Annotated in this window: 12 protein-coding genes and 2 tRNA genes; 10 read left to right on the top strand and 4 right to left on the bottom strand. The window is 59.3% G+C overall.

Going from position 1 to position 16,491, the window contains the following annotated elements:
- Positions 1-48 precede the first annotated feature (48 nt).
- The 4 genes from GWQ27_RS07950 to yjjG all read left to right on the top strand — a co-directional run bounded on the left by GWQ27_RS07950 (position 49) and on the right by yjjG (position 2,670).
- Positions 49-125: transfer RNA gene (locus tag GWQ27_RS07950), tRNA-Met, on the top strand.
- A gap of 102 nt (positions 126-227) precedes the next feature.
- A tRNA-Met gene (locus GWQ27_RS07945) sits at positions 228-304 on the top strand.
- Between the two features lie 180 nt (positions 305-484).
- The gene (locus tag GWQ27_RS07940) at positions 485-1,981 is read left to right on the top strand and encodes a leucyl aminopeptidase family protein (protein ID WP_275907086.1); all 1,497 of its coding nucleotides are present in this window, start codon (positions 485-487) and stop codon (positions 1,979-1,981) included.
- 8 nt (positions 1,982-1,989) lie between these two features.
- Positions 1,990-2,670, top strand: coding sequence for a pyrimidine 5'-nucleotidase (gene yjjG / locus GWQ27_RS07935; protein ID WP_021140828.1), 681 nt, complete (start codon positions 1,990-1,992; stop codon positions 2,668-2,670).
- A gap of 75 nt (positions 2,671-2,745) precedes the next feature.
- Here the strand turns inward: yjjG and GWQ27_RS07930 are convergent, their stop codons facing one another.
- Complete coding sequence (locus GWQ27_RS07930) at positions 2,746-4,002, bottom strand: amidohydrolase (protein WP_059167486.1); 1,257 nt, start codon at positions 4,000-4,002, stop codon at positions 2,746-2,748.
- Between the two features lie 606 nt (positions 4,003-4,608).
- Between GWQ27_RS07930 and GWQ27_RS07925 the strand changes: the two genes are divergently transcribed.
- A complete protein-coding gene (locus tag GWQ27_RS07925; protein ID WP_058394421.1) occupies positions 4,609-4,848 on the top strand; it encodes a hypothetical protein in 240 nt (79 codons plus the stop codon).
- 593 nt (positions 4,849-5,441) lie between these two features.
- On the opposite strand, the gene pfkA is transcribed toward GWQ27_RS07925, so the two are convergent.
- From pfkA to elyC, 3 genes are all read right to left on the bottom strand, one after another.
- Positions 5,442-6,413, bottom strand: a complete 972-nt coding sequence (gene pfkA, locus GWQ27_RS07920) for a 6-phosphofructokinase (RefSeq protein WP_265422058.1) — start codon at positions 6,411-6,413, stop codon at positions 5,442-5,444.
- Between the two features lie 152 nt (positions 6,414-6,565).
- On the bottom strand, positions 6,566-7,321 hold the full coding sequence (tpiA, locus tag GWQ27_RS07915; protein ID WP_005311133.1) for a triose-phosphate isomerase: 756 nt from the start codon (positions 7,319-7,321) through the stop codon (positions 6,566-6,568).
- A gap of 135 nt (positions 7,322-7,456) precedes the next feature.
- On the bottom strand, positions 7,457-8,227 hold the full coding sequence (elyC, locus tag GWQ27_RS07910; protein WP_265432717.1) for an envelope biogenesis factor ElyC: 771 nt from the start codon (positions 8,225-8,227) through the stop codon (positions 7,457-7,459).
- Between the two features lie 128 nt (positions 8,228-8,355).
- On the opposite strand from elyC, the gene cmoM reads away from it, so the two are divergent.
- The 5 genes from cmoM to GWQ27_RS07885 all read left to right on the top strand — a co-directional run bounded on the left by cmoM (position 8,356) and on the right by GWQ27_RS07885 (position 16,481).
- On the top strand, positions 8,356-9,132 hold the full coding sequence (gene cmoM / locus GWQ27_RS07905) for a tRNA uridine 5-oxyacetic acid(34) methyltransferase CmoM (protein ID WP_265432709.1): 777 nt from the start codon (positions 8,356-8,358) through the stop codon (positions 9,130-9,132).
- Between the two features lie 193 nt (positions 9,133-9,325).
- On the top strand, positions 9,326-10,660 hold the full coding sequence (mukF, locus tag GWQ27_RS07900) for a chromosome partition protein MukF (RefSeq protein WP_005311139.1): 1,335 nt from the start codon (positions 9,326-9,328) through the stop codon (positions 10,658-10,660).
- A complete protein-coding gene (gene mukE, locus GWQ27_RS07895) occupies positions 10,641-11,378 on the top strand; it encodes a chromosome partition protein MukE (RefSeq protein WP_005311141.1) in 738 nt (245 codons plus the stop codon). The genes mukF and mukE overlap by 20 nt, the downstream gene beginning before the upstream one ends.
- Positions 11,379-11,423: 45 nt before the next feature.
- Positions 11,424-15,851 carry a chromosome partition protein MukB gene (gene mukB, locus GWQ27_RS07890; RefSeq protein WP_275907085.1) on the top strand — a complete coding sequence of 1,476 codons (4,428 nt, stop codon included), beginning with the start codon at positions 11,424-11,426 and terminating at the stop codon, positions 15,849-15,851.
- 243 nt (positions 15,852-16,094) lie between these two features.
- Positions 16,095-16,481: a septal ring lytic transglycosylase RlpA family protein gene (locus GWQ27_RS07885; RefSeq protein WP_275907092.1), complete on the top strand. Its 387-nt coding sequence runs from the start codon at positions 16,095-16,097 to the stop codon at positions 16,479-16,481.
- Positions 16,482-16,491 lie beyond the last annotated feature (10 nt).

The raw sequence follows: 16,491 nt of genomic DNA, 5'->3' as shown, positions 1-16,491 counted from the left end.
ACTACTTCTGCTCGGTAGTACGCGGTGATAAAGGCAGTACAATTCGGACGCGGGGTGGAGCAGCTCGGTAGCTCGTCGGGCTCATAACCCGAAGGTCGTCAGTTCAAATCTGGCCCCCGCAACCAACTATTTGTGCTCATGGCGAGGCTGATGCCAAGCGGTGAACGTAAAGACAGCGAACTACTTCTGCTCGGTAGTACGCGGTGATAAAGGCAGTACAATTCGGACGCGGGGTGGAGCAGCTCGGTAGCTCGTCGGGCTCATAACCCGAAGGTCGTCAGTTCAAATCTGGCCCCCGCAACCAACCTTCCGTTATTTCCCTCTTTCTGTATTACCCCCTCCTTATAGTTCCCTGTGTGTCCAGCCGTTCGTCACATCAGTGCATCATGACGCTTGATATTGATTTTCAAGTGTAAATCTGGTCGTCTTCGCGTTTTGTTGGGTATCATCAGTGATATCTCTTCATGGATGAGGGCCTTGCCCAATGATGCAAAATTTCACTTATCTCCCCCCTCAAATCGATATTCATGATGCCACCCTGAGTCAGGCCATGACCAACGGGCTCTCGGCCAACTTGTTGCTGATCGCGGAAGAGTTGCGTGATCCTGTCCTTGCCATGCCCGAATTCGCCCCCGTGGCGACCCAGATAGCGCTGGGCCAGAAGGCTCCCTACAGCCTGGTGCAGCATAACAGCCTGCAACTGGTGGTCTTCATGGGCAGCCATCCTGTACGTGATCACGCCCTCTACAAGCAGGCCAGATCCTGGGTAGTCCCCTTGGCGGGCCTCAAGATCGAGCGGATGGGGGTGCACCTTGAAGGGTTTGACGAAGGGGACAGGGCGCTGCTGGCCGAGCTGGCACTGGCTTGTCTGCTGGCGGCAAACGTACCCATGCCCAGTCACAAGCACTGTGTCGAGGACGAGTGGCGCTATCAGCAGATTGCGGTGTCACCGCGCTGTGTGCTGGATCTGGCGCGGATCTACGCCGAAGCCGAAGGTAACGGCATGGCTCGGCATCTGGCGGTGTCGCCAGCCTCCGATCTCACCGCGCGCAGCTATCGGGAGTGGGTACGCCAGTTGGCTCAGGTCGAAGGGTGGCAGTGGTTCGAGTACGATCAGGCCCAGCTGGCCGAGCGTGGCGCTGGCGCCTTCATCGCAGTGGCGAGAGGTTCTGAAGACAACCAGGCCGCCATGGTCAAGCTCAGCTACTGCCCGCCCAATCCGGTGCGCCGGGTGGCACTGGTGGGCAAGGGGATCTGCCACGACTCGGGTGGCTACAACCTCAAGGTCGCCGGCAGCATGTATGGCATGCACCTGGACATGGGCGGCAGTGCCGTGGCGCTGGGTGCTCTCTATGCGATCAGCCGGGCCAGTCTGCCCTATGAGGTGCACTGCTGGCTTGCCATCGCAGAGAACCACATAGGCCCGCTGGCTTACCGGCCGGGGGAGGTGGTAACCGCGCTCAACGGCACCACCATAGAGGTGGTGGATACCGATGCCGAAGGGCGCATGGTGCTGGCGGATACCCTCTGCATGGCGGTACAGGACAATCCGGATCTGCTGATCGATTACGCCACTCTGACCGGTGCCTGCAAACGGGCGCTGGGCAGCCGCTACAGCGGTGCCTTTACCAACCGGCCCCAGTGGCTCTGTGACTTGATAAGTCTTGGCCAGCGCAGCGGCGAGCGGATCTGGCCCTTCCCGCTTGATGAAGACTACGACGACAACCTCGATAGCGAGTGGGCCGATCTGCTACAGTGTGCGCCGGGCACGTCGCCGGATCACATCGATGCCGCCCGTTTTCTCAACCGCTTTGTGCCCCAGCAGACCCCCTGGTTGCACCTCGATTTGAGCGGTTTTCGCAGCAAGGGGGGCAATGGCGTGGTCAGCAGCGAAGTGACCGGATTCGGGATCAGGTTGACGCTGGACTTGCTGGGCAGCCCGTTGGGCCGCCGCCATGAACTCGATGAACAAGAAAATTAAGGAATAACGTGAAAGTACCAAGTTATGACTGGGTGTTGTTCGATCTGGACGAAACACTGCTCGATTTCCCGGTCGCCCAGGCCCTGGAGCAGACCCTGCAGATCTACGGTGTGGCGCCCACTCCCCCCAAGATGGCGGAGTATCACGCGCTCAACCACCGGCTGTGGCAACAGTACAATTCGGGCGAAATTGATGCAGCGCACCTGCAGCAGACCCGTTTCTCCCTGTTCGCCGAGCAGGTGGACGTGGCGCCCATGGCGATGAACGACACCTTCTTGCAGCAGATCATTGCCCTGAGCGTGCCCCTTGAAGGGGTCGTCGAGACACTGGAAGCCCTCAAGGGCCAGGTTAGGATGGGGATCATTACCAACGGCTTCAGCCTGCCGCAGCGTGGCCGCCTCAGCAAACTGGGTTGGAGCGAGTGGTTCGAGCCGCTGGTCATTTCTGACGAAGTGCAGGTGACCAAGCCGGCCGCCGCCATTTTCCAGCATACCCTTGCCTTGATGGGGCAGCCGAGCCCCGCGCGGGTGTTGATGGTGGGGGACAACCCCAAGACCGACATCGCCGGTGCGGCGGCCCAGGGGCTGGCCACCTGCTGGTACAATCCGGCCCGTCACGACACCGAGTGCGAGGCGACCCACGAGATCCACCACTTCGCCCATCTCTCCACCATAGTGCTGGGGCAGTAAGCACCAGGGCAGCAAGCGGATCGCCAGACACACAAAAGGCAGCCATCAAGGCTGCCTTTTGTGATATTGAGGGGGTCAGGTACCGAGGCGGCTGAGCAGCCAGGATTCGAGCAGGGCTACCCCGTGTTCCAGCACGGCTTCGTCGAAGTCGAACTCCGGATGGTGGTGAGGCGCGGCCAGATTGGCCCCCAGGATCAGGTAGGCGGCTTCGCCACCGTTACGCTGCACCCGCTCGATGAGAAAGCCCGCATCCTCGCTGGCGCCAAAGCGGCGGGTGTGGATGGTCTCAAGTTTGAGCGCCTGAGCAAGCGGCACTATCTCTTCGAGCAGGGCCGGGCTGTTCTCGATGCCGATGGCTTCCCCCTGCTTGCGAATGAGGTAGGTGGCTCCCTGCATCATGGCGGCCCCTTCCACTATCTGCTGCACCTGGCCGAACATGTAGTCGTTGAGCGCCGGGGTGGCACCACGGGTCTCTCCCTGCAGGCGGGCATGGCCCGGGATCACGTTGCGACCGCTGCCACCGCTGAGCTGGCCCACGTTGATGCGGGTCATGCCATCGCGATGTCGGGCAATGCCGAGCATGGCTGTGGTCGCCGTACAGGCTGCCGCCAGCGCGTTGCTGCCCGCGTTGGGCTCAAGACCCGCGTGGGCGGCGCGCCCCATAAACTCCACATCGAATTTGGTTGAGCAGAGAAACTCGGTGGGATTGACCACCAGTTCGCCACTGGCCGCATGAATGCCGATGTGCAGCGCCAGCAGGGCATCCACATCGTCGAGCTGACCACCGGCTGCCAGTGCCTTGCCACCACGGCACCCCTCTTCGGCGGGCTGGAAGAACAGCTTGATGCGGCCGCTGAGTCGCTCTGCCAGGGCTGCTATCCGCTCGGCCAGCACCAAACCGATGGCGGTGTGGCCGTCGTGGGCACAGGCGTGCATCCAACCGGCGTTGCGAGACTGCCACCCCTCCTGGCTGGGGGGATGCAGCTCATCCTGGCTTTCGTCCACTTCCACCGCATCGATATCGAAGCGAAAGGCCAGGGTCGGGCCGGGACGACCGCTGTCCCATACTCCCATCACACCCGTTATCTCTTCAATGCGCGCCAGCCAGTCGGGATGCGCCCCCTGACGCAGGGCGCGCTCCTTCTGGGCTTGTACGTCGACCTCCCGTCCCATGATGAGGTTGCTGGCCAGCAGCTTGTCCCCCAGCATGACTTCAAATCCGAGTTTTGATAGGTGGTGAGCAATGAGGGAGCTGGTTCGAAATTCACACCAGGCCGCTTCGGGCAGACGATGAAGATCACGACGCCAATGGCGAAGAGCATCTTGTGTCATGGTAATTCCTGCGTGACGAGTTCAGCGGATATTGTGACGGGCAGGGGAGCAAGAGTAAATCCCGCCGACAAAATGCAACAAGGGGAGCTATGAGGCTCCCCTTGTTGGTGATGGCGGTGACGTCCAGCTTGTTTAGTGTGCATCAACCCGTTCTAAATTCCGTTTCAGGCATCATCTCGAGTGAGGCAGTCAAAAAAGACAGAAAGCGGTGGAATAGTCAGCGCCAAAGCGATGGTTGTCATTCAGTAATACAGGATTCTGGATAATTAACCGGCTCAGAGCTGTGACAAGGACGGCAGAGAGACGGCAACCAGAGTGAAAAACACGGTAAAAACGGCAGTAACAACAAACTCTTTCATATTTTTTCTCCCTTGGCTGACTCTTGATGGGACCAAGATACCATAACTGTGCAGTAACACAACGGCAAAATGTAATTATGTGGCTTATTGTCGTGGTGGTTGGCGCTAAGCCTTATTTTTGTATTCTTGCGGGTGTTTTATCACCACTCTGTTCATTTCTATGGTGGTGGACTTGCTGATTTTCTATTTTTATATATAAATTCAAATAGTTATGTTCTTGTGTTGTGATGTTTGTGGTGGGTTTTATATGGAGCTTTTATTGGGTTGTACCAGTTTTATGAGCAAAAACGGCCTCCTGCTGCGCCTGAAAATGTCGCCACAAGCAGGGTTGGTGGTCTCAGCGGGAGATAGGGTGTTGATATCCAGTTTTTGGTTCAGTGAAAGTGCACAGGCCATGGGTGGCGTCACTTGCAGGAGATTGTCACTCTTCTTGTTTTTCAGTCAGAGGGATAAAAAGGATGAAAAAGGTGGGCTTTCACTGGGATAAAGAGCCGCCGGGGCCAGCGGGAAGGGATTTCACATTTTCCCGATGCCATGCACCTGTGGATGCGGGTTGAGTGACATTGCGGGTCGGTATTTTTGGCATTTGCAGGGGCCTATTGGCCGTTGATCAGTAACTCGCTGCACAGTCACTGCGCTGTCATCGGCTTCTTCTTCCGAGCGGTTTGTGGCGTTTTCACGACAGCTTGAGAGTGTGATGGGGGTGAATAGGAGGAAAGAGCCTGAAAAATATGGGCGAAGGGCGGGGCGAGTGGTGACACTGGTTGGCGTTGCAGGGGGACACTGAGGCACTTCCCAATCACCCAGTATGGGCACCGACAGCGGAAGGCTTGCTAACCCCTGGCTTCGCACAGCAAGTCAGCGGATCCTGGTGACGGTCTTGAGTGGCCGAGTGAGCCAATCAGTCTTGTGTGAGTGGTGCGAGCGAACGAGAAGAGTGAGATGAAGAGTAAAGCGGAGTGCCAGTAAAGCCGGGCATGCAATGCCGCTGTTTACTGCTGACGCTGCGGTAAACAAGGCGGATTAAAAAACCCTCCAGCGGAGGGTTTTGTCACAACAACCTGATGCAAGCCATGCGGCTTAGAACAGGGTGGTGGAGAGATCGTACAGCTCCTGATTGAACGGGCGCTTCAGGTTCTCGATGCAGTCGATGATGTCGTGGTGCACCATCTCGTTGCCCTGGATACCGACGCAGCGACCACCCTGGCCTGCCAGCAGCTGTTCGACGGCGAAGGCACCCATGCGGCTCGACATGATGCGATCGCGCGCAGTCGGCGAGCCACCACGCTGGATGTGACCCAGTATGGTGGCGCGGGTTTCGCGGCCAGTCATGGCTTCGATGTCCTTGGCCAACGCATTCACGTCGGTGACGTGTTCACAGATGGTGATGATGGCGTGACGTTTACCTTTTGCTTCGCCTTCCTTGATCTGCAGCAGCAGCTTCTCTTTGTCAAAGGCCACTTCCGGTACGATTACGTACTCGGCACCACCGGCAACGGCGGCAGACATGGCCAGATCGCCGCAGTGACGACCCATGATCTCGACCACTGAGATACGGTGGTGGGAGCTGCAGGTATCGCGCAGACGGTCAATGGCATCAACCACCACGTTCAGGGCGGTATCAAAGCCGATGGTGAAGTCGGTACCGGCGATGTCGTTGTCGATGGTGCCCGGCAGGCCGATGCAGGGGAAACCCTCTTCGGTCAGCTTCTTGGCACCCATGTAGGAGCCGTCACCGCCAATCACCACCAGGGCATCGATGCCGTGTTTTTTCAGGTTTTCGATCGCTTCGGCACGCACGGCCGGATCTTTGAAGGCGGGGAAACGGGCAGAACCCAGGAAGGTACCGCCACGGTTCACCACGTCGGAGACGCTGTGGCGCTCCAGCTTGACGATCCTGTCCTGATGCAGACCGAGGTAGCCATCATAGATGCCATAAACTTCCAGGCCATGATGCAGACCGGCGCGCACCACGGCGCGAATGGCTGCGTTCATACCCGGTGCGTCACCACCACTGGTCAAAACACCAATACGTTTGAGTTGTTTGGTCATGAGTGCCTCTGGATCTGAGTTGTCAAATACGAATGTTTGGAAATAGACAAGCCACTTTTACTATATCGGCTTTCGTATGGGATGCGGGGGCCGCCATAGGAAAAGCGATACAAGAGAGGGGACACACCCCTCTCTTTGTCAGTAATGCGAAATTACTTGGCAGCGCCAGCGATGATCTGGGAGAAGTCGTCCACTTTCAGGGACGCACCACCCACCAGGCCACCGTCGATGTCCGGCTGACCGAACAGGTCGGCAGCGGTTGCACCAGTGACGGAACCGCCGTACAGGATCTGTACTTTGGCAGCCACGGCGCCATCAAAACCGGCCAGGTACTGACGGATGTGAGCGTGAACGGATTGAGCGATTTCCGGGGTAGCAGTCTTGCCGGTACCGATAGCCCATACCGGCTCATAGGCAACCACGGCGTTGCTGAAGGAGGCGATGCCGCAACGGTCGATGACGGCTTTCAGCTGGGTCTCAACCACTGTCTTGGTCACGCCGGCTTCGAACTGCTCCAGGGTCTCACCGATGCACAATACGGGGATCAGGCCCGCTTTCTGGATGGCTTCATACTTGGCGGCTACCACGTCGTCGTTCTCTGCGTGCAGGGTACGGCGCTCGCTGTGACCGACGAGGGAGTAGGTGCAACCGAAGGCTTTGAGCATGGAGGGGGCGTTCTCGCCGGTGAAGGCGCCGGACTCGTGAACGTCGGCATTCTGGGCACCGTAGGCAATCTTGCTGCCTGCGGTCAGCTGCTCAACCAGACCCAAAAAGATAACCGGCGGGCAGACGGCGACTTGCACGGAAGGATGAGCGGCAGCAGCCGGGGTCAGTCCTTTGATCAGAGCTTCTACAGAAGCTTTGGTGCCGTTCAGTTTCCAGTTACCCATTACCAGGTGCTGTCTCATCTTGTAACTCTCCTAGGCATTTGATTGCGCGACATTATATGAATTGAACCGAGCCCAAGATAGCTGACCCGGCGGCAAATGACGTAATTTTTTTTCGCTTTCCTGATCCAAATCAGGAATGAAAGGCTCGATTGCTCAATCGTTAACCTGCCCTCGCAAACGGGCCCACCATACCCCAATCCATTCGTGAATGGCAGCCTCGGAATACATCAGATAACGCCCCTTTGGCAGGTAGCTGTAGAGGGGCTGGGCCACCTGACTCTGCTTGGCTGTGTAGTCGGTGGGGGCCGGCACAGCATCGAGTCCCTGCCCTTGATACAGCGCCATGGCCCGCGGCAGGTGGGTGGCCGAACTGACCAGCGCCACCCGCTTGCCCTTGAGATAACGGCTGATGCTGACGGCCTCGTCATGGGTGTCTTTGTTGTTTTCAAACAACGTCATTCGGGATCTCTCTATCCCCAGGCTGGCCGCCATGCGGGCATTGACCTCGGCGTTGGAGAGGGGATCCCCCGATACATAGCCGGAGAAGACCAGTGTGGCCTGGGGGTAAGCCTGGGCGAGGCGTACGCCTTCCAGGGTTCTTGCGAGGGCGATATTGTTCTGCCAGGCGCGCTCAGGGATCGCCGGATCGCTCACATGGCCGTTGCCCAGCACCACGATAGCCTCTATATCCGGGTGTTGGCTTATCTCGAACGGCGGGAAGGTCTGCTCCAGCCCTCTGGCCAGCTCATAGCTCACCGGCCGCGTCCCCATCAGAGCAACAATGACCAGGGAGCAGGTCGCCAGCAGCTTGCCGGTTTTCTGAAAGCGGGTGAACCAGAGCAGCAAAAGCGCCAGCAGCAATAAGGAGAGGGAAAAGGGCAGTGGCATCAGCAATTGACCCAGCCATTTCTTGATAACAAACAAGTTGGCGGCAAACAGGTTGAGCTCAAACACTGGGATGTCGTCCTTGAGTTTTCAGCAAATTCGGGATGTGACAGAATACCCCTCTTTTTTCGTCAGGCCCAATGCTGCGGCCAAAAGTTGAGTGAGTCTTGAAGCAAGATCAGAGTTTTGACGGGCGTGCCGACAAGTTTGCTCGCAACATTTATGACTCCACCAAGGGGCGTATTCGCACCACTGTGGTCTGGAGCGACATCGAAGCCTGCCTGGCTCGCCTTGGCAACCGGCCGCTGCGCATCCTGGATGCGGGGGGCGGATTTGGCTATTTTGCCCAGAAGCTGGCAGCCATGGGTCATCAGGTGGAGCTGTGCGATCTCTCCGCCGAAATGCTTGAACTTGCACGGGTCCAGATCGCTGAAATGGGGCTGGAAGACAGAATTCGTCTCATCCATTGCCCCATTCAGGATCTCAAGGCCCACGTGACCGGCACCTTTGATCTGGTGCTCTGTCACGCCGTGCTGGAGTGGCTCGCCGAGCCACGCCAGACCCTGCTCGGTCTGTTCCCTTTCGTCAATGCAGGGGGCATACTGTCGCTGCTTTTTTACAACCGTCATGGTCTGTTGTTTCAGAGTCTGGTGGTGGGCAATTTCGACTATGTGCGCCTTGGCCTGCGCAAGAAGCGCCAGACCGCCCTGACCCCCACCAATCCGCAGTTGCCTGAACAGGTCTACGACTGGATTGGGCGAGGGGGCCTCAAGATCATTGGCAAGACGGGGGTGCGGGTCATCCACGACTACATGCGCCACAAGCAGGATCAGGTCGAGAAGTTCGATGATCTGCTGGCCATGGAGCAGCAATATTGCCGCCAGGAGCCGTTTATCTCCCTGGGTCGCTATATCCATGTGATGGCGCAAAAGCCAGTCAGCTGATGGGTCGGAGAGTGGGTCGACTGGGGGATAATCCCTTCGGTGCTCTTTGCCGTCCCTGGGTCAATGCATCCATGTAATGGCGCAGAAACCGTCAAGCTGACAAGCAGTCTGTCTGGCAGCCTTGTAATAACAACGAGATGGTCAGTTTCATATGATGAGACCGTCCCACGGATAACAACGAGATGACAACGTCATGATGAGTACATCCCGTACCCTGCCCGAGCGTTCTGTGCCGGAGATAGTAGGGTGGGTCAGGCAGGAGGGGTTGGCGCTGAGCCTGCCTACCGACCGGCTGGCCTTTCTGATTGCAATCAAGACACTGTCCGAAGATGAATCGGACTTGTCGGAAGCGGCGCTGCACGATGCCTTTGGCTATGTCAGCAACGCTTTTGGCCAGATGGACGAGACCCTCACCGGTCGTGCCAACAACGCCATCAACGATCTCATTCGCCAGCAACTGCTGTCGCGCTTCAACACCGACATGGTGGCGGGGGAGAGTCTCTATCGCCTGTCGCGGCTGGGGATGGGGATCGTCGACTTCTTTATGGATCAGCGTCAGGTTGATTCCATCAAGCTCTCCATCCTGCTCGAACATCTGGCGGCCGAGCTCGACACCGCCCGCAAGGCGGCGCTCGAGACCAACACCCGTGAGCAGTGGGATGCCGAGGTACTGCCACGGCTCACCTTCTCGCTGGAAGAGACGCTCGGTCGTATCGACTTGACCCAGCGCGCCATGGATGAGCAGCAAAATCAGGTCAAGAGCGAGATAGCGGCCCTGCTGACCCAGAACTGGGTCGATGCCATTCACAGCTGTGAAAAGCTGCTGCACGAGACAGGCCAGACCCTGCGCGAGCTGCAAGATACCCTGGACGCTGCCGGTCACCGCCTGCAGGCGGGGCTGCTCAATATTCAGGAAGCAGCCCAGGGGCGCGACGATCTGTTTCACGTCGAGGAGCTGACCCATGCCCTGCAGGGACGGCTCGATGTGATCACCAGCTGGGGCCAGCAGTGCATCGAGCTCTGGTCCCGCTACGATCGCCACGTCCACAAATTTATCCGCAACGCCATCGACATGGACAAGAACCGCGCCTTCAGCCAGCGTCTGCGCGACTCCATTCGCAATTTCGAGCAGCACAACTGGCAGCTGCGCATCGCCGAGGAGCCCCGTCTGCTGGAGCTGCGGGATGAAACCATTGCCATCCACGACGAGGAGGTGACCGGCGAGGTTCCCCTCGAGATGGAGTACATGGAGATGGTGGACATCAATCAGGCGCTGGCGGAGCGCATAGAGCGCTACCTCGCCCGCTATCCCGAGCAGGGCCATCAGCTGGATGTGGCCGATGTGTTGCGGGAATACCTGCTGGATTACCCGGCTCACGCCCATTTCGATGTGGCGCGTCTTCTGATCGACCAGGCCGTGCGCCTGGGCCATGCCAGCGGTGAGCGCGAGCTGCACCGCCAACCCGCATGGAAACCCATTAACCAAGCTGGATCCAAGGTTCAGGCCTATGTCATTGATCAATACTGAGTTTCCCTTGCCGCTGCGGCTCGCAGAGGCGATTGCCAACCCCTTGTTTCCGCGCATCGACACCGCCTTGCGCTCCGGCCGTCACATCAGTGCCGACGATTTCGAACAGCACTCGGCGCTGGTGGAGTACCACAACGAGCTGGAGATCTTCTACGGCCGCTATCAGGTGGAGCTCATCAAGGCGCCGGAAGGCTTCTTCTACCTGCGCCCGCGCCCCAGCGCCGACATCGGCACGACCGTGCTCTCCGAGCTCGATATGCTGGTGGGCAAGGTGCTCTGCTACCTGTTCTTGAGCCCGGACCGCCTCGCCTCGGAAGGGGTGTTCGCCATGGGCGAGCTGCAAGAAGAGGTGTTGAGCCTGGCCGACGAGAAGCAGCTGCTGCGCATGGTCAACAGCCGCTCCGGCGGTACCGATCTCGACAAGAAGAAGCTCTTGGAGAAGATCCGCACCTCCATGCGCCGATTGCGTCGCCTTGGCATGATCACAGCCCTTGGCAACAGCGACAAATTTCGGGTCAACGAATCCGTGTTCCGCTTTGCCGCCGACGTGCGCTCCGATGAAGATCCCCGCGCCGTCCAGCTGCGGATGATCCAGGAGGGGGAGGCTATCTTCCACGATGACGAGATGCCGAGCAGCGATTCGCTGTTTGAAGACATTGAAGCGGATCTTGATGAAGAGCAGCTTGAACTGGAGGTTGAAGATGACCTGCAGCGTTAAATACAAGGCCCTGATGGAGCCCTTTGCTTTGATGGAGAGTGTGTTGTGAGAGGCAAATTCAAATCCCTGACCATGGTCAACTGGAACGGCTTCTTCGCCCGCACCTTCGATCTCGACCAGCTGGTCACCACCCTCTCTGGCGGCAACGGGGCGGGCAAGTCCACTACAATGGCGGCCTTTATCGCGGCACTGATCCCTGATCAATCCCTGCTCCATTTCCGCAACACCACGGAAGCGGGCTCATCCAGTGCTTCCCGTGACAAGGGGCTCTACGGCAAGCTGCAGCGCGGCCACTGTTATTCGGTACTCGAGGTGATGAACAGCCGCGAACAGCGGATCTGGGTCGGCGTCCATCTGGAGCAGGTAGCCAACCGTGACAACAAGGTCAACATCACCCCGTTCGCGCTGGTAGATGTGCCCGAGCAACTGCAACCCACCGATCTGCTGCTGGAAAAGCTCGACGACGGTAAGGGCCGCGTCCGCGCCTTTACAGATCTGAAAGGGGCGGCCGCCGAGCTGGGGGCCATGAAGGTCGCCAAGTTCAATACGGTGACCGACTATCACAACTTCATGTTCGAGTTCGGTATCACGCCGAAGAAGTTGCGTGATCAGAAGGATCGCGGCAAGTTCTACCGCCTGATCGAAGCCTCCCTCTACGGCGGCATCTCTTCGTCCATCAGCCGTTCCTTGCGTGAATACCTGCTGCCGGAGAACTCCGGTGTGCGCAAGGCATTCCAGGACATGGAGGCGGCCATCTACGAGAACCGCCGCACCCTGGAAGCCATTAAAGAGACGCAAGGCCAGCGGGATCTGTTCAAGAACCTGATCACTGAGACCACCCACTATGTGGCGGCGGACTATGTGCGCAACGCCGCCGAGAAGAACCGCCTCTCCGAGCTGGCTCTGAAAGCCCGTCAGGAGCTGGCGGAGAAACGCCGCATTCTGGCCGAAGAGCGCCAGCGCGCCATCTATCTGGCCGACGAGGTGGATCAGCTCACCAACCGCGAGAAGCTGCTGACCGATGAGCTGGAATCTGCCGCCGAACACCTGGCCAAGGTGATGGCCGCCGTTGCTCTGCAAAAGAAGATAGAGATGTATCGCGCCGATCTGGCGGAGCTTGTCGACAAGCTCGAGCAGCAGCAGGCGATCGTGGAGGAGATCCACGGTCAGCTGCTGGAAGTGGAAGAGCGCAAGGAGCTGGCGCAGGCAGAGGTAGACAGCCTCAAGACCCAGCTGGCCGACTACCAGCAGGCACTGGACATTCAGCAGACCCGCGCCATCCAGTACCGTCAGGCGGTGCAGGCGCTGGAAAATGCCCGCGCGCAGTGTGAACTGCCGGGGCTGACCGCTGAACAGGCGAGCGACACCCTGCACCAGTTCCGCACCGCCGAGCAGAGCCTCACCAGCCGGATGCTGGGGGCCGAGCAGCAGCTGGCACTGGCCAAGGCGGCGGTGGCCGAGCATCAGGCCGCGCTGACGCTGCTGTTGAATATTGCCCCCGAAACCGCCCGCGAGGCCGCCTGGCCTACGGCGCAGGCGCTGCTCAAGCGTCACATCGAAGACAAGGCTCGCATTGCCCAGGGGCAGGGGCTGCGCGCCGCGCTGGCTCGCCTCGAGAAAGAGAGCGAAAGCCAGCAGGCGCTGTTCCGTTTGCGTGACGAGTTGCAGCAGGCCTCTGGCCAGCTGATCGCCAGCCAAGACGAGCTGGAGATCTTCCTCGAAGCTCAGCGTACCCGTCAGGAGGAGCTCTCCGAGCAGCAGGCGGAAGTCAACCAGCGCCGTGCCAGCTTGGAGCATCAAGGTGCCCAGCTGGGCCGCGATATTGCGGAGCTCACCAAGCTGGCCCCGCGCTGGCTCAAATCCTTCGAGAAGCTCGAGCAGCTGCGGGAGCAGAGTGGCTTGGCCTTGGCCACTGCCGAAGAACTTTCTTCCGGCATGCAAACCGTGCTCGACAAGGAGCGCGAGTTCGAGCAGGAGAGCAATCGCATCGCGGCGCAGAAACAGGCGCTAGAGCTGCAAATTCGCAACCTGCAGCTGGGGGCTGGCGAGGCCGATCCGCGCCTTGCCCGCATCGCCGAGCAGGTGGGGGGCGTGCTGCTCTCCGATGTCTATGACGATATCTCCATCGACGATGCCCCTTACTACTCCGCACTGTACGGCCCGGCCCGCAGCGCCCTGGTAGTGCTCGACCTTGAGGGCGCCATCGAGCGGCTGAAAAAGCTGGAAGATTGCCCGGAAGATATCTATCTCATTCAGGGCAACCCCGACTCCTTTGACGAGGATCTGGTGGAAGCGGATGAGCTGGGGGACGCCGTGCTGGTGCGCACCAGCAAGCGTCAGGTGCGCTTCTCCCGCTATCCCGAGCTGCCGCTGTTCGGCCGCGCCGCCCGGGAAAAACGCATCGAGCAGCTCGATCTCGAGCGCGAAGGCCTCATCGAGGGCTACGCCAAAGCTGCCTTCGAGCAGCAGAAGTATCACCGCCTCTACGGACACTTCCGTGACTTTATCGGCCAGCATCTGGATATCGCCTTCCGCCCCGACCCTGAAGCCGAAGTACAGGCCAAGCAGGCCGAGCTGCGCACCTTGCAGGGCGCCATAGCCGAGTGCGACAAGCAGCTGAGTGAGGCCAAAGCGGCCGCCGCCCAGCTGACCCGACATATCCAGCTGGTGCAGGGGATGCTGCCCTTTGCCCACCTGTTTGCGGAGGCCGACCTGGCCGCCCGTCTCGAGGCGGCTCACGCCGATGTGGAAGCGCTGAAACAGGCCGAAGCCTTTATCGCCAAACACGGCAAGGCGCTCGAGAAGCTCGAAATCCAGGTGCAGGTGCTGCGTCAGGATCCGCAGGATCTCGCTGCCCTGCAGGCTGCATATGATGAGGTGAGCGAGCTGTTGGCCGAGCAGAAGCGCCGTTGCTACGCCCTCGATCAGCTGGTAGCCCGCCTGCCGCACTTTGCCTATCAGGATGCGCAAGACCTGCTGGGCAAGGCCTCCGAGATGAGCGAGCGACTCAAAGAGAAGCTCAAGGCTGCCGAGCTGGCGGCCCGTACCGCCGGTGAACAGCACAAGCAGATTGCCCAGCGTCACACAGAAGCGTTGCAGCTGCGCACCGCGCTCGATTCCAGCGCCTCGGCCAAGCGCCAGACCCTGACCGAGTTCGAGCAGGAGCTGGCGGCCATGGGGCTGACCCTGTCGGAGGACATGGAAGAGAAGTCCCGCGCCCACAAGAAAGAGATCGAAGAGCTGCTTATCCGCACCCGTTCCCGTCGCACCAGTGCCGAGGCCCAGTTGCAGGTGACCAAGCGCGAGATTGAATCCCTTGGCGGTCGACTCAAGCTGGAGGGCAAAGATTACTTCACTGCTCGTAAATCACTGGTTAGCCACAAGGCGAGCTGGTCGCGGGTGGTGCGTCTGGCGCGGGAGACCGACGTCGAGAAGCGTCTGAACAAGCGCGAACTGGCTTACTTGGACAGCGACGAGCTGAGATCCATGTCTGACAAGGCCCTCGGCGCCCTGCGGGTAGCGGTGGCCCACGACGAGGCCCTGCGCGATGCGCTGCGTCTGTCGGAAGGCAACCGCAGCACCGAGCAGAAGGTCGCCTTCTACGTGCAGGTCTACCGTTACCTCAAAGATCGCATCCGTAACGACATCATCCGCTCCGATGATCCGGTTGAGGCCATCGAAGAGATGGAGATCGAGCTGGCGCGCCTCGCCGATGAGCTCAAACAGCGTGAGAACCACCTGTCGCTCTCCTCCCACGAGGTGGCGGCCAAGATCACCAACATCATCCGCCGCGAGCAGAACCGCATCCGGGTGCTCAACCAGGGCTTGCAGAACATCGCTTTCGGTCTGGTGCGCGGGGTGCGCCTCAACGTCAATATCCGCGAGGCCCACACTCGGTTGCTGACCGCGCTCGCCGATCAGACCGCTATGCACAACGATCTGTTCGCCGACAAGGAGCTCAGTTTCTCCGAGGCGATGGCCAAGCTGTTCCAGCGTCTCAACCCGCAAACCGAGCAGGGGGATCGCAGCTATCAGGTGATGGGCGATGTCTTGCTCGACTATCGCAACTATCTGGAGCTGGAGATAGAGGTACAGCGCGGCGCCGATGGCTGGCTGCGGGCCGAGAGCGGCGCCCTCTCCACCGGCGAGGCGATCGGTACCGGTCAGGCTATCCTCTTGATGGTGCTGATCAGCTGGGAGGAGGAATCCCGCCGTCTGCGCGGCAAGGATATTGCCCCTTGCCGCCTCTTGTTCCTCGATGAAGCGGCCCGTCTGGATGGCAAATCCATCGCCACCCTGTTCGAGCTGTGCGAGCGGCAGGATATGCAGTTGCTTATCGCGGCGCCCGAGAACATCAGTCCCGAGAAGGGCACCACCTACAAGCTCATCCGCAAGGTGCAGGGCAAGCACGAACACGTGCATGTAGTGGGGCTGCGCGGTTTTGGCTTTAGTGACGACAAGCTGATTGCCTGACCTGCGTCTGGTGCACATCCTGACAAGGGCTGACGGGTAAATACATGAACGGGAGGCTTGGCCTCCCGTTTTAGTTGCAAAATAGGACAAAGTAGCCGCGTTGCCCTCGGGGGTGGAACCGCGAGACAGTTTATGAACCTTTTACTGGCCATCCCGATCTGGCCGTTTTACGTGACGACAACAAGACCGGCCATACCGGCAAGGGGATCAAGGATAAAGCGCATGGCGGATATGAAGGGAAAGATGCAATACATACAAAAAGGGCTGTTGTTATCTCTTTGCCTGTTGCTGGCAGCCTGTAGCAGCCGATATGACGACAACCACGGCGGCAGCTGGCGCGGTTATACCGAAACCGGGCTCGCCTCTTATTACGCTGACCGCTACCACAATAAAAAGACAGCCAGCGGCGAGCCTTATCGCACTCACCTCAACACCGCTGCCCATATGACGTTACCCTTTGGCTCCCTGGTCAGGGTCACCAATATCGCCAACGGCAAGAGCGTCGTGGTCAAGGTCAATGACCGCGGTGCTTTTAAACGCGGGCGGATCATCGATCTCTCCAGGTCTGCCTTCAGCACCATTGGCAACACAAGATCCGGGCTTATCAAGGTCAAGGTCGAGGTGTTGTAGTGGGCAAGAG

Origin of the sequence: Aeromonas sp. 5HA1, from assembly GCF_029237245.1 — a bacterium.
Classification (GTDB): Bacteria; Pseudomonadota; Gammaproteobacteria; order Enterobacterales; family Aeromonadaceae; genus Aeromonas; species Aeromonas salmonicida.
This window is presented reverse-complemented; position numbering and strand designations above follow the sequence as displayed.

Excerpts from the sequence above, each read along its gene's own strand:
- GWQ27_RS07940 (WP_275907086.1), top strand. The coding sequence starts at position 485 with ATGATGCAAAATTTCACTTATCTCCCCCCTCAAATCGATATTCATGAT.
- GWQ27_RS07930 (WP_059167486.1), bottom strand. The coding sequence starts at position 4,002 with ATGACACAAGATGCTCTTCGCCATTGGCGTCGTGATCTTCATCGTCTG.
- GWQ27_RS07925 (WP_058394421.1), top strand. The coding sequence starts at position 4,609 with ATGGAGCTTTTATTGGGTTGTACCAGTTTTATGAGCAAAAACGGCCTC.
- pfkA (WP_265422058.1), bottom strand. The coding sequence starts at position 6,413 with ATGACCAAACAACTCAAACGTATTGGTGTTTTGACCAGTGGTGGTGAC.
- tpiA (WP_005311133.1), bottom strand. The coding sequence starts at position 7,321 with ATGAGACAGCACCTGGTAATGGGTAACTGGAAACTGAACGGCACCAAA.
- mukF (WP_005311139.1), top strand. The coding sequence starts at position 9,326 with ATGATGAGTACATCCCGTACCCTGCCCGAGCGTTCTGTGCCGGAGATA.
- mukE (WP_005311141.1), top strand. The coding sequence starts at position 10,641 with ATGTCATTGATCAATACTGAGTTTCCCTTGCCGCTGCGGCTCGCAGAG.
- GWQ27_RS07885 (WP_275907092.1), top strand. The coding sequence starts at position 16,095 with ATGCAATACATACAAAAAGGGCTGTTGTTATCTCTTTGCCTGTTGCTG.